Source organism: Streptococcus pasteurianus (assembly GCF_004843545.1).
Lineage (GTDB): Bacteria > Bacillota > Bacilli > Lactobacillales > Streptococcaceae > Streptococcus > Streptococcus pasteurianus.
Window position 1 is genome coordinate 329,804 of record NZ_CP039457.1, and the last position, 12,805, is coordinate 342,608.

The 12,805-nt window shown below is 37.2% G+C and carries 14 protein-coding genes and 1 pseudogene; 12 read left to right on the forward strand and 3 right to left on the reverse strand.

Annotated elements, in window-relative coordinates; genetic code table 11:
* Positions 1–410: 410 nt before the first annotated feature.
* The 3 genes and pseudogenes from E8M05_RS01895 to E8M05_RS01900 form a co-directional block, all read right to left on the reverse strand.
* Entirely contained in the window at positions 411–836 is a 426-nt protein-coding gene (locus tag E8M05_RS01895; RefSeq protein ID WP_233437508.1) for a hypothetical protein, read from the reverse strand.
* An 80-nt stretch (positions 837–916) separates the two neighbouring features.
* Positions 917–1,057, reverse strand: a complete 141-nt coding sequence (locus tag E8M05_RS11205; protein WP_013851467.1) for a hypothetical protein — start codon at positions 1,055–1,057, stop codon at positions 917–919.
* A 329-nt stretch (positions 1,058–1,386) separates the two neighbouring features.
* Positions 1,387–2,743: pseudogene (locus E8M05_RS01900) on the reverse strand (aspartate kinase).
* Positions 2,744–2,837: 94 nt separating this feature from the next.
* On the opposite strand from E8M05_RS01900, the gene E8M05_RS01905 reads away from it, so the two are divergent.
* From E8M05_RS01905 to accC, 12 genes are all read left to right on the forward strand, one after another.
* Positions 2,838–3,488 carry an HAD family hydrolase gene (locus E8M05_RS01905; RefSeq protein WP_003063332.1) on the forward strand — a complete coding sequence of 217 codons (651 nt, stop codon included), beginning with the start codon at positions 2,838–2,840 and terminating at the stop codon, positions 3,486–3,488.
* 195 nt (positions 3,489–3,683) lie between these two features.
* Positions 3,684–4,472 (forward strand): enoyl-CoA hydratase, encoded by a 789-nt coding sequence (locus tag E8M05_RS01910; protein WP_003063335.1) that lies wholly within the window; start codon positions 3,684–3,686, stop codon positions 4,470–4,472.
* Positions 4,473–4,587: 115 nt separating this feature from the next.
* A complete protein-coding gene (gene fabT / locus E8M05_RS01915; protein ID WP_012961424.1) occupies positions 4,588–5,022 on the forward strand; it encodes a fatty acid biosynthesis transcriptional regulator FabT in 435 nt (144 codons plus the stop codon).
* A gap of 2 nt (positions 5,023–5,024) precedes the next feature.
* Positions 5,025–5,999, forward strand: coding sequence for a beta-ketoacyl-ACP synthase III (locus E8M05_RS01920; RefSeq protein ID WP_003063343.1), 975 nt, complete (start codon positions 5,025–5,027; stop codon positions 5,997–5,999).
* Positions 6,000–6,061: 62 nt separating this feature from the next.
* Positions 6,062–6,286, forward strand: a complete 225-nt coding sequence (locus tag E8M05_RS01925; RefSeq protein ID WP_003063346.1) for an acyl carrier protein — start codon at positions 6,062–6,064, stop codon at positions 6,284–6,286.
* Positions 6,287–6,448: 162 nt separating this feature from the next.
* Positions 6,449–7,405, forward strand: a complete 957-nt coding sequence (gene fabK, locus E8M05_RS01930) for an enoyl-[acyl-carrier-protein] reductase FabK (protein ID WP_003063349.1) — start codon at positions 6,449–6,451, stop codon at positions 7,403–7,405.
* A gap of 59 nt (positions 7,406–7,464) precedes the next feature.
* Positions 7,465–8,385 carry an ACP S-malonyltransferase gene (gene fabD / locus E8M05_RS01935; protein ID WP_048791311.1) on the forward strand — a complete coding sequence of 307 codons (921 nt, stop codon included), beginning with the start codon at positions 7,465–7,467 and terminating at the stop codon, positions 8,383–8,385.
* A gap of 9 nt (positions 8,386–8,394) precedes the next feature.
* Entirely contained in the window at positions 8,395–9,129 is a 735-nt protein-coding gene (gene fabG, locus E8M05_RS01940; RefSeq protein WP_013851470.1) for a 3-oxoacyl-[acyl-carrier-protein] reductase, read from the forward strand.
* A 62-nt stretch (positions 9,130–9,191) separates the two neighbouring features.
* Entirely contained in the window at positions 9,192–10,424 is a 1,233-nt protein-coding gene (gene fabF / locus E8M05_RS01945; RefSeq protein ID WP_013851471.1) for a beta-ketoacyl-ACP synthase II, read from the forward strand.
* A gap of 2 nt (positions 10,425–10,426) precedes the next feature.
* Positions 10,427–10,912, forward strand: coding sequence for an acetyl-CoA carboxylase biotin carboxyl carrier protein (accB, locus tag E8M05_RS01950; protein ID WP_043910357.1), 486 nt, complete (start codon positions 10,427–10,429; stop codon positions 10,910–10,912).
* Positions 10,909–11,331, forward strand: coding sequence for a 3-hydroxyacyl-ACP dehydratase FabZ (gene fabZ / locus E8M05_RS01955; protein WP_009853419.1), 423 nt, complete (start codon positions 10,909–10,911; stop codon positions 11,329–11,331). The genes accB and fabZ overlap by 4 nt, the downstream gene beginning before the upstream one ends.
* 95 nt (positions 11,332–11,426) lie before the next feature.
* A complete protein-coding gene (accC, locus tag E8M05_RS01960) occupies positions 11,427–12,797 on the forward strand; it encodes an acetyl-CoA carboxylase biotin carboxylase subunit (RefSeq protein WP_013851473.1) in 1,371 nt (456 codons plus the stop codon).
* The last annotated feature ends 8 nt before the right edge of the window (positions 12,798–12,805 follow it).

Below are 12,805 nucleotides of genomic sequence, written 5' to 3' on the forward strand. Positions count from 1 at the left end.
AGCCATCAGGAGATTTGTAAATTCACCTGCCTCAGCGATAATCCTTTTAAAAACATGCGGATAGGTTTCTAAAAATGAAAATGGGGTTTTGGTATCAGTTGGATTTTAAAAATACTATAATGGAGAACAAATTGATTTTCTGTGTTAATTTGAAGATTGTCGCTTGCTTTGAGTTAATCATTTAGTAAAAAAGTCCCAACTCCATATTGTTTCTTTTATCTGCATAAAGGTAGCGTTTGTATCGGTCTTCGAAAAACTACTGTATTCTACAAACGTTTCTTGATGCTGTTCATATTTTAAAAAATCATTCGTCAGTTTTCGATGTTTCACTTTATGGCTGTCTTTCCCTTTTGCAAAGTGTTTCGTATCGTTTCTTGAAGTTTAAGAGAGAAGTTAGCAATAGATTTCTTCTAAACAAAGCCATATTTATTAGTGTTAGCTTCAATGTTAATGTAGTTTAGAGCATTAGGAATTTCTTGTGATTGGTAGCTTGCTCCATTGGCAGCAAACAAATTGTTCAAAGGATAGTCTTTTTCTGAAAGAATTATCACCAGTACTGCTAGCATCAGTTGAGCTATTCTTTTGGCATAGTTAATGAGTGTTGAAACTGTCATAAAGTTTGTTTGTTGAACGGCTAATAAATCCGAAACTCTCGCTTGATGAGTAGTCATTATCAGCATTATTATCCCAAAGGACACACAAAAGTCAATGCTAGTAGCTGAGCCATGTACTCTTTTGCCCAACGCATTCGTCTGTATTGTTGAAATCTGAGGCCCCCAATTTACTGATAGTAATTGGAGCATTTTTTCGCTTTGAATCTTTGTAAAGTCATTCATGATGATGTTAGAGTATCTAGATTATAGCTACTGTATTTGTTATTACCGTGGTCTTTGTGGCTTTCGCTGCTATCTATTGTTCATGAATATAATTCATAGGTATGGACAGAAATGGCGATATTTCCATTGTTGTTAGGAATGTCAAGATGATTTAGCGCTTCGTAATTAAATGAACGTGTTGTTAAGTTGGTTAATATAATCAAATGAATATCAATCTTCATTTCCCCCTTTTACAGAGGAGTTGTAAGTTTGTTTTGGAACGTTCATTCTTTCAAAATTAATTATCAAAGGTAACTGAAAGCTGTTTCCAAAAGTCTTTGAGTTTGTTTTGTGGTAACAAGGTTTGAATCCCTAATTTGTAAAATTAAGTTAGACATAAAAAGTTATCTTATCACAAATAAGCTTGTTATAATAGAGGCTTATGTAAAAAATGGCAACTCTGTTTCTGATATTGCCAAGAACCTGGGCCGTCATATCATTGCTACGGAATAGGTTTATCATAAAAAATAAAACTCTGAGATTTTATTGTCTCAGAGTTTCGTGTGTAGAATTAGTCTTGGTCTCCTATGAAGAAAGCATTATATAAAGAGCGGACGGCTTGTTTTTTTGTTCTGTTTGGGTTACAAACATGACAGAAACTTCACTTGAACCTTGAGAAATCATTTCAAGGTTGATGTGTTTATCTGAAAGAGCCTTGGTTGCTGTAGCAGTTACCCCGATATGGTTTTTCATGTCTTCACCAACAATCATGATGATTGAAAGATTGTGCTCGATATCAACTTCATCAACACCTAACTCTCGTGTGAGGTAGAGATAATTTCTTGTTCTTTGATTGGTGTTAATTCGCGTTCACGGACGATAACTGACATATCATCGATACCTGTAGGCATGTGTTCCCAACGGATTGAGGTCTTCTAAAATTTGGAGGACTTTTCGACCAAATCCGACTTCGCGGTTCATGAGGTATTTAGACATGTTGATACTTGCGAAGTTATCATCTGCAGCGATACCGATGACAGGAATTGTAGGTCCGCTGTGTTTTAAAGTAATACGTGTCCCTGGATGGTCAGGATTATTAGTATTTTTGATGACAAGTGGAATTTTACCACGGTAAGCAGGAATCAACGCTTCGTCATGTAGGACAGAGAACCCTGCATAGGCAAGCTCACGCATTTCTCTATATGTCAACTCTTTAATAGTGTGAGGTTTATGGACAACGCCTGGGTGGGCTGCAAAAATACCATTAACATCAGTAAAGTTTTCATATAAATCAGCTTTAACACCAGCGGCAACGATAGAACCTGAAATATCTGACCCACCACGTGAGAAGGTACAAATTTGCCCATCAGTTGTTACACCAAAGAAGCCAGGGATAACAAGGACTTCTCAGAATCACGTAATTCTTCAAGTTTGTCATAACTTGACGGAAGAATACGAGCGTTTCCTGGTTCACTAGATACGATGATTCCAGCCTCTCTAGGGTGAACATAACGAGCAGCAATACCGTTTTTACGGAAGTATTCCGCAACGAGTTTTGCGTTATTGTCCTCACCAGCTGCTAGGAAAGTATCATAAAGAAAATCATTTCCGTCGATAGGAAGAGTTGCAAGATTTGTAATGGCACCAGCAATTTTGCTCACGATAGAAGAATTTAAACCGAGTTCGTCTGCCATGGCTTGATAACGATTGATAATCCATTCTTGCGCAGAAGTAACGTCATCGCCAGCTGTATATGTTTTATAGTATTTAATAAGGGCGTCTGTTACCTTGGTATCTTCAGCGTTACGCTTACCTGGGGCAGATACAACGACAAAGCGTCGTTCTGAGTCTGATTTAACAATGTTCAATACTTTTTTGAGTTGCTCAGCAGAAGCGAGCGAGCTACCACCAAATTTGATTACTTTCATGAACTTCTCCAAAATATAAATTTGTAAACAATTATAGCAAAATTCTGAAAATTTGTCAGTAGTTTTTAAAAGAAAAAGATAGTATAATGAAAGAATGGAAAATTTTAATGCTATTATTTTTGATATGGACGGTGTATTATTTGATACAGAGACTTTTTATTATCATAGACGTGAAAAATTTTTAGCTGAAAGAGGAATTAGTATAAAGCATTTACCACTTAGTTTTTTTATCGGTGGAAACATGAAACAAATTTGGCGAGATATTTTACGTGATGATTATGAAAATTGGGATATTCACCAATTGCAAGAAGAATATACAACTTATAAGCATAATCACCCACTTCCTTATAAGGACTTAATTTTTGCAGATACTTTTGAAGTGATTAAGAAGCTTTATGATAATGGTTATCGTTTGGGCTTAGCATCAAGTTCAACAAAACATGATATTTTAAAGGCTTTAGACGATACAAAGATGAGAGAGTACTTCTCAGTTATTTTATCGGGGGAAGAGTTTCCAAAAGGAAAACCTCATCCAGCTATTTATCAGGAAGCTGCTCGGCAATTAAGAACGAATCAGGATAATATTTTGGTTATTGAGGATAGTGAAAAAGGCATTCAAGCAGGTATTTCTGCTGACTTACATGTCTGGGCAATTGAGGATAAGTTATTTGGAATGAACCAAAGCAAGGCAAATCGATTGGTTGACAATTTGACACAGATTTTTGAAGCACTTGTTGAAAAGTAGTGGAAAGTTAGCAATTATCGCTAGTTTTCCACTTTTTTAATACAATTATTTGATTATTAAATTATTTATATATCAAATTATTTTGTGAAATAAGCGGTTTTTACTTGATAAAAAAAGAAATAATATGCTAAAATAGCATTTGCTAAATAGTTAAATCATCAAACTATTTTTGTCCTATTTATTGGAGGTAAATAGATGTCTTTTAATAATGTTATTTATGAAAAGGGCGAAGTGGCAACTTTAACCTTGAATCGTCCTGATATTTCAAACGGTTTTAATATCCCGACATGTCAAGAGATTCTTGAGGTTTTAGGTAACGTTAAATCAGAGGATTCTGTCAAGATTTTGGTTATTAAGGCAGTTGGAAAAGTTTTTTCAATTGGCGGTGATTTGGCAGAAATGCAACGTGCTGTAGAATCTGACAATGTTGAATCATTGGTTGAAATTGCTAGTTTGGTTAATAAAATTTCATTTGTAATGAAAAAATTACCAAAACCAATTATTATGAGTGTAGATGGTGCGGTTGCGGGAGCAGCTGCAAATATGGCTGTCGCTGCAGATTTTGTTGTTGCTAGTGAAAAAGCTAAATTTATTCAAGCTTTTGTTGGTATAGGTCTTGCGCCAGATGCTGGAGGTCTTTTCTTAATGAGTCGTGCAATTGGTACAACTCGTGCCATTCAATTGGCAATGACTGGGGAAGGTTTAAATGCCCAAAAAGCGCTTGAATATGGCATTGTTTACCGACTATGTGAATCTGAAAAGCTTGAAAGAACAACAAATCAACTTACAAAACGTTTGTTACGAGGCGCAGCAAATTCTTACCGAGCGATTAAAGAAATGTCATGGAAGGCATCTTTTGAAGGCTGGGAAGATTATACATCACTTGAATTGCAACTTCAAGAAGAACTAGCATTTAAAGAAGACTTTAAAGAGGGCGTCCGTGCTTTTACTGAAAAACGTCGTCCAAAATTTTCAGGAAAATAATGTAAGAGAATGATTTGATTTTAAAATTATTGAATGAAAGATTCTTAAATATCTTGCAAAATGTTTTGATGTTTGATATACTTTGACTGTCAAAGTTTATTTAGGAGGTGAGGTCTTGGATTATAATCGAATCAATGAATACCTTGTTGATATTTTTAATCGTGTTCAAGTCATTGAAGAGACAAGTCTAAGAACAAGTCAGTTCAATGATGTTTCATTAAAAGAAATGCATACCATTGAGATTATTGGTAAAAATTCTAATGTTACTCCAAGTGATATTGCTCGTGAGTTGATGTTAACGCTCGGAACAATAACCACTAGCCTGAATAAACTTGAGGCAAAAGGTTATATTGAAAGACGACGTTCAAAATTGGATCGCCGTGTTGTTCACTTAACTTTGACAAAAAAAGGAAGATTACTAGACAGACTTCATCATAAATTCCACAAAAATATGGTTATCCATATTGCGGAAGATATGAATGAAGAGGAATTTGAAGCCTTGGCTCAAGGGTTGAAGAATCTTCATAAGTTTCTTGAGGAGTTAATGTAATAATGGTATTTGCAAGAATTGCTCAGGCAGCAGCTTATGCCCCTGAACAAGTGATTACAAACGATGATTTGTCTGCAATTATGGATACTAGTGATGAGTGGATTTCATCACGTACTGGTATCAGAAGACGGCACATCACTCGAAATGAAACAACTAGCGATTTAGGGACACAAGTTGCCAAGCAATTGATTTCTAAAGCTGGTTTATCGGCTGAAGATATTGACTTCATCATTGTTGCAACGATAACCCCTGATAGTTTAATGCCTTCTACTGCGGCACGTATTCAAGCGAATGTTGGTGCGGTTAATGCCTTTGCAATGGATTTGACAGCAGCATGTAGTGGTTTTGTATTTGCTTTGGCAACTGCGGATAAATTCATCCAGTCAGGTATGTACAAAAGAGGAATTGTGATTGGTGCTGAGACTTTGTCAAAAACGTTAGACTGGTCTGAACGTAGCAGTTCAGTTTTATTTGGAGATGGTGCTGGTGGTGTCTTGATTGAGGCTTCCGAAACAAAACATTTCTTAGCAGAATCACTACACACAGACGGCAGTCGTGGGTTTAGTTTAACTTCAGGGAAGGTTGGCTTGTCTTCGCCATTTTCAGAAGAAGAAACTGATGATAAATTCTTAAAAATGGATGGTAGAGCAATTTTTGATTTTGCAATCCGTGACGTTTCTAAGAGTATCAAGGCTTTAATTGAAGCTTCTGATGTGGCAGCTGAAGATTTGGATTATTTGTTTTTACACCAAGCTAATATCCGTATTTTAGATAAAATTGCTAAAAAAATTGGTGTTGATGTAGATAAACTTCCAGCTAACATGATGGAATATGGAAATACCAGTGCAGCAAGTGTTCCGATTCTTTTATCTGAGTATGTTGATAAAGGATACATTAAATTAGACGGTTCACAAACAGTTCTTTTCTCTGCTTTTGGTGGAGGTTTGACATGGGGCAGTCTAATTGTTAAAATCTAGTTACAAACTTGTGTATAAGCACAAGATAAAATTTTTATTTATATTTATAAGGAGAAATAATCATGGCAGTATTTGAAAAAGTACAAGAAATTATCGTTGAAGAACTTGGTAAAGAGACAGATGAAGTAAAATTGGAAACTACTTTCGATGAACTTGATGCTGATTCACTTGATGTTTTCCAAGTTATTTCAGAAATCGAAGATGAATTCGACATCCAAATTGAAACTGAAGAAGGTCTTAATACTGTAGGTGACTTGGTTGCTTACGTTGAAGAAAAAACAAAATAATAGCATGGCTGGAGTTGGTGCTAAAAACTAACTCCACTATATTTAGTAGGAAGGGTTGTGGGATATGTAACTAAGACATTAGTGCTTATCTTACTCCCTCTCTTCTTATTATGATAGTTTGACTATCAAATTATTGTTTTATAAAGACTAAGAAGGTTTAATATGAAAACACGTATAACAGAATTATTAAATATAAAATATCCAATTTTTCAAGGAGGAATGGCATGGGTTGCTGACGGCGACTTAGCTGGTGCTGTTTCTAATGCTGGTGGCTTAGGTATTATCGGTGGTGGCAATGCCCCAAAGGAAGTTGTTAAAGCTAATATCGATAAAGTTAAAAAAATTACAGACAAACCTTTTGGTGTCAATATTATGCTTTTATCACCATTTGTTGATGATATTGTAGATTTAGTCATTGAAGAAGGTGTAAAAGTTGTCACAACAGGTGCTGGTAACCCTGGTAAATACATGGAACGTTTCCATGAAGCAGGTATTACAGTTATTCCGGTTGTTCCAAGTGTTGCTCTTGCAAAACGTATGGAAAAATTAGGTGCTGATGCGGTTATCGCAGAAGGTATGGAAGCTGGTGGGCACATTGGTAAATTGACAACAATGACACTTGTTCGTCAAGTTGTGGATGCGGTAAATATTCCTGTTATCGGTGCTGGTGGTGTTGGCGACGGACGTGGTGCTGCAGCAATCTTTATGCTTGGTGCGGAAGCTATTCAAGTTGGAACACGCTTTGCAGTTTCTAAAGAATCTAATGCACATCAAAATTTTAAAGATAAAATCTTAAAAGCAAAAGATATTGATACAGTTATTTCAGCGTCAGTTGTTGGACACCCAGTTCGTGCTATCAAAAACAAATTAACAACATCATATGCCCATGCTGAAAAAGATTTTCTAGCTGGACGTAAGACGGCAGAAGATATTGAAGTGCTTGGTGCCGGTGCTTTACGTAATGCGGTTGTTGACGGTGATGTTGTTACTGGTTCAGTTATGGCCGGTCAGATTGCAGGGCTTATTCGTAAAGAAGAAACTTGTGAAGAAATTTTAAAAGACCTTTACTATGGTGCTCAAAAAATCATCTTAGAAGAAGCTGAACGTTGGTCTGATTAGTAATAAAGACTAAAAAAATTAATATAAGATAAATCAATTTTCCCGCTTAGGAGGATTTAATGACAAAAATAGCCTTTTTATTTGCCGGTCAAGGGGCTCAAAAGCTTGGAATGGCAAGTGATTTATATGGAAAATATCCTATTGTTAGAGAAACTTTTGAACAAGCTAGTAGTATTCTCGGATATGATATTCATGAATTAATTAACAATGAAGAAGATAAACTCAACCAAACTCGCTATACTCAACCAGCGATTTTGACAACTTCGGTTGCTATTTTCCGCTTGTTGCAAGAAAAGGGATATCGTCCTGATATGGTGGCTGGTCTTTCTCTTGGTGAATATTCTGCTTTGGTGGCTTCAGGTGCTTTAAGTTTTGAAGATGCCGTTGCGCTTGTTGCGAAGCGCGGTGAATTTATGGAAACAGCAGCGCCAGCTGGTACTGGAAAAATGGTTGCTGTCATGAATACAGAGGCTTCATTGATTGAAGAAATTTGTCAAAAGGCTTCTAGCAAGGGAATTGTAACACCTGCTAACTACAATACACCTGCACAAATCGTTATCGGTGGAGAAATAGAAGCCGTTAACTATGCCGTTGAGTTGCTAAAAGAAGCAGGTGTAAAACGCTTGATTCCTTTGAAAGTTTCAGGGCCTTTCCATACCGCTTTACTACAATCTGCTAGTGAACGTTTGGTAGAGGTTCTTGATAAAGTGACGTTTTCTGAATTTCAAGTTCCTTTAATTGGCAATACAGAAGCAAAAGTTATGGACCGTGCTGATATTAAATCTTTACTTGCTAGACAAGTTAAAGAGTCTGTTCGTTTTTATGATTCTATCGAAACAATGCGTGAGCTTGGAATGACAGAAGTTATCGAAATTGGTCCTGGTAAAGTTTTGAGCGGATTTCTTCGTAAAATCGATAAGGCTATTCCAGTCTCAACGGTTGAAGATGAAGTTAGTTTAGAAGCTTTTCTAGAAAAATAGGAGAAAATCATGGAAATCAAAGATAAAAATGTTTTCGTAACGGGTTCAACTCGTGGAATTGGTTTAGCTATCGCACGCCAATTTGCTGGTCTTGGTGCTAATATTGTCCTTAATGGGCGTTCTGAAATTTCGCAAGATTTGATTGATAGCTTTAAAGACTATCACGTTAAAGTAATTGCTATTTCAGGTGATGTGTCAAATTTTGATGATGCTAAGCGTATGGTTGATGAAGCTATCAATGAGCTTGGTTCTGTTGATGTTTTAGTTAATAACGCGGGTATTACCAATGATAAATTAATGCTAAAAATGTCAGAAGCTGATTTTGAGTCTGTGCTTAAAGTTAATTTGACTGGTGCGTTTAACATGACACAATCAGTCTTAAAACCGATGACACGTGCTCGTCAAGGTGCTATCATTAACCTATCAAGTGTTGTTGGTTTGACTGGTAACGTTGGACAAGCTAACTACGCTGCTTCAAAAGCTGGTTTGATTGGTTTTACGAAATCAGTTGCTCGTGAAGTAGCTGCACGCGGTGTTCGTGTCAATGCTATTGCCCCTGGTTTTATTGAATCAGATATGACTGATGCGATTCCTGAAAAAATGCAAGAAGCAATTTTAGCGGGAATTCCAATGAAACGCATTGGTAAAGCTGAAGAGGTGGCTTCTATTGCTAGTTTCTTAGCACAGCAAGATTACTTGACAGGTCAAGTGATAGCTATTGACGGTGGTATGACAATGCAATAATCGGTTGCTTTGTCTTAATGATTTTAATTAGAATTGAAAATTTCTCTTCAAAGGAGATAAAAATGACATTAAATAGAGTTGTAGTTACAGGTTACGGTTTAACATCCCCTATTGGCAATACACCCGAAGAATTTTGGCATAATCTTCACGACGGTAAAATTGGTATTGGACCAATCACTAAATTTGATAATTCTGAAATTCCTGTTCACAATGCTGGTGAAATTCACGATTTTCCATTTGATAAATATTTTGTTCGCAAAGATAAAAATCGTATGGACCAATATTCACTTTATGCGATTTATGCGACTTTAGAAGCTCTTGAAAATGCAAAACTTGATATGGACACTGTTGATCGTGACCGTACAGGTGTTATCGTGTCATCTGGTATCGGTGGTTTGCAAGAAATGCAGGAGCAAATTATTCGTATGCACGAAAAGGGAATCAAACGTATTCAACCAATGTTCATTCCAAAAGCTTTGTCAAATATGGCTGCAGGAAACATTGCTTTGCGTATTGGTGCTCGTGGTGTATGTAAATCAATCACAACAGCTTGTGCCTCATCTAATGATGCAATCGGTGAAGCTTTCCGCGAAATTAAATTTGGTTATCACGATGTTATCTTAGCTGGTGGTGCTGAATCAGCAATCAATGAAATCGGTATTGGTGGTTTCAATGCTCTGACTGCCCTCTCAACAACAGAAGATCCAGCTCGCTCTGCTATTCCATTTGATAAAGACCGTAACGGTTTTGTGATGGGTGAAGGTGCAGGTGTCCTTGTTCTTGAAAGCCTTGAACACGCTCAAAAACGTGGTGCAACAATCCTTGCTGAAGTTGTTGGTTATGGTAGCAACTGTGACGCTTATCACCAAACAACACCAACACCAGACGGTTCTGGTGCGGCTAAAGCGATTAAATTGGCTATTAAAGAAGCAGGTATTTCTCCAGAAGATGTGGACTATGTAAATGCACACGGTACTTCTACACAAGCCAATGAAAAAGGCGAAAGCAAAGCTATCGTAACAGTTCTTGGTAAAGATGTTCCAGTTTCTTCAACAAAATCATTTACTGGTCACCTTCTTGGTGCTGCTGGTGCTGTTGAAGCTGTTGCTACTATCGAAGCACTTCGTCATAACTACATTCCAATGACAGCTGGTACATGTGAGTTGTCAGAAGATATTGAAGCCAATGTCGTTTATGGACAAGGTCAAGAAGCAGAGCTAGAATATGCTATTTCAAATACATTTGGCTTTGGTGGACACAATGCTGTTTTAGCATTTAAACGTTGGGAGGCGTAATGGTGAATATTTCAGAAGTAAAAGATTTGATGGCACAATTTGACCAATCAAGTTTACGTGAATTTTCATTTAAAACAGGTGAAGCTGAATTGACATTTAGCAAAAATGAATACACTTCACCAGTAGTACCACAACAAGCTAGTCAAGCTCCTGCTGCGGCACCAGTTGAAGTAGCAGCAACTGCTCCCGTAGCCCCTGCGCAAGCAGCAAGCGATTTTGAAGAAACAGTTGTTGATACTGATATTTTTGCTGAAGGTGATGAAGTAACAAGTCCGCTTGTTGGTGTGGCTTATCTTGCTCCAGCTCCTGATAAACCAGCCTTTGTTTCAGTTGGAGATTCTGTTAAAAAAGGTCAAACATTGTTGATTATTGAGGCAATGAAAGTGATGAATGAAATTCCAGCTCCAAACGATGGTATTGTCACAGAAATTATGGTAAATAACGAAGATGTTGTTGAATTTGGACAAGGATTGGTACGTATTAAATGATTGATATTAAACAAATTCGTGAAGCTTTGCCACACCGTTACCCAATGCTTTTGGTTGACCGTGTGCTTGAAGTGAGTGACGATGAAATTGTTGCGATTAAAAATGTGACAATCAATGAGCCGTTTTTCAATGGTCATTTTCCAGAATATCCAGTAATGCCAGGTGTTCTTATTATGGAGGCTCTTGCGCAAACTGCTGGTGTTTTGGAACTTTCAAAAGAAGAAAATAAAGGGAAACTAGTTTTCTACGCTGGAATGGATAAAGTTCGCTTCAAGAAACAAGTTGTTCCAGGTGACCAATTGGTGATGACAGCAAAATTTGTCAAACGTCGTGGTACAATTGCTGTAGTTGAAGCAAAAGCAGAAGTTGACGGGAAATTAGCAGCTTCTGGCACATTGACATTTGCTATTGGCAGTTAAGAAGAATAGTAGTTTAACGTAAACTGTGACAACATAAAGAATTTTGACAAGGGTTGCAAAGATGCAATTCCTGATAGGAGGATAAAAGCAGACGTATGTTTAAAAAATTATTAATTGCCAATCGTGGTGAGATTGCGGTGCGTATTATTCGTGCAGCGCGTGAATTGGGAATCAATACGGTAGCTGTCTATTCTGAAGCGGATAAAAATTCTTTGCATACAATTTTGGCTGATGAAGCAATCTGTATCGGTCCAGCTCGTTCAACGGATTCTTATCTTAATATGAATGCTGTCTTGTCAGCTGCTATTGTGACAGGAGCGCAAGCCATTCATCCAGGTTTTGGTTTCTTAAGTGAAAATTCAAAATTTGCTACCATGTGTGAAGAAATGCACATCAAATTTATCGGTCCTAGTGCTGAAATCATGGATAAAATGGGTGATAAAATCAATGCTCGTGCTGAAATGATTGGTGCAAACGTACCTGTTATTCCTGGTTCTGACGGTGAGGTATTTACTGCAGAGGAAGCACTTGAAGTGGCTGATAGGCTTGGTTATCCTGTTATGCTAAAAGCTTCTGCTGGTGGCGGTGGTAAAGGAATTCGAAAAGTCGAATCTGCAGAAGAACTTGTACCTGCCTTTGAATCAGCTTCACAAGAAGCTTTGGCGGCTTTCGGTAACGGTGCTATGTACATCGAAAAAGTCATCTATCCAGCTCGACATATTGAAGTTCAAATTTTAGGTGATTCTCATGACAATGTCGTTCATCTTGGTGAACGTGATTGCTCTCTTCAGCGTAATAACCAAAAAGTTTTAGAAGAAAGTCCATCAGTTGCTATTGGTAAAACCTTGCGTGCTCAAATTGGCGATGCCGCTATTCGTGCCGCAAAAGCAGTTCGCTATGAAAATGCAGGTACGATTGAATTCTTGCTTGACGAGAAAACATCAGAATTTTACTTTATGGAAATGAACACACGTGTTCAGGTAGAACACCCTGTCACTGAGTTTGTTACTGGTGTTGATATTGTTAAGGAACAAATTCGTATTGCAGCAGGTCAACCATTATCTGTGACACAAGATGATATTACAATCACAGGTCATGCAATTGAATGTCGTATTAACGCTGAAAATCCGAAATTCAATTTTGCACCAAGTCCTGGTAAAATTACAGATTTGTATTTGCCAAGTGGTGGTGTTGGATTGCGTGTCGATTCAGCTGTTTACAATGGTTATAGTATTCCACCTTATTATGACAGTATGATTGCTAAAATTATTGTTCATGGTGAAAATCGATTTGATGCTCTGATGAAAATGCAGCGTGCCCTTTATGAGTTAGAAATTGAAGGTATTACCACAAATGCAGAATTCCAAATGGATTTAATTTCAGATGGGCATGTCATCGCTGGAGACTACGATACGTCATTCTTGATGGAGACTTTCTTGCCAAATTATAATAAAGAAAATGATTAGGAGATTTC

Coding starts and splice junctions, on each gene's coding strand:
- fabK (WP_003063349.1), top strand. CDS start 6,449: ATGAAAACACGTATAACAGAATTATTAAATATAAAATATCCAATTTTT.
- fabG (WP_013851470.1), top strand. CDS start 8,395: ATGGAAATCAAAGATAAAAATGTTTTCGTAACGGGTTCAACTCGTGGA.
- E8M05_RS01895 (WP_233437508.1), bottom strand. CDS start 836: ATGAATGACTTTACAAAGATTCAAAGCGAAAAAATGCTCCAATTACTA.
- fabD (WP_048791311.1), top strand. CDS start 7,465: ATGACAAAAATAGCCTTTTTATTTGCCGGTCAAGGGGCTCAAAAGCTT.
- E8M05_RS01905 (WP_003063332.1), top strand. CDS start 2,838: ATGGAAAATTTTAATGCTATTATTTTTGATATGGACGGTGTATTATTT.
- E8M05_RS01925 (WP_003063346.1), top strand. CDS start 6,062: ATGGCAGTATTTGAAAAAGTACAAGAAATTATCGTTGAAGAACTTGGT.
- fabZ (WP_009853419.1), top strand. CDS start 10,909: ATGATTGATATTAAACAAATTCGTGAAGCTTTGCCACACCGTTACCCA.
- accC (WP_013851473.1), top strand. CDS start 11,427: ATGTTTAAAAAATTATTAATTGCCAATCGTGGTGAGATTGCGGTGCGT.
- E8M05_RS01920 (WP_003063343.1), top strand. CDS start 5,025: ATGGTATTTGCAAGAATTGCTCAGGCAGCAGCTTATGCCCCTGAACAA.
- fabF (WP_013851471.1), top strand. CDS start 9,192: ATGACATTAAATAGAGTTGTAGTTACAGGTTACGGTTTAACATCCCCT.
- E8M05_RS01910 (WP_003063335.1), top strand. CDS start 3,684: ATGTCTTTTAATAATGTTATTTATGAAAAGGGCGAAGTGGCAACTTTA.
- E8M05_RS11205 (WP_013851467.1), bottom strand. CDS start 1,057: ATGAAGATTGATATTCATTTGATTATATTAACCAACTTAACAACACGT.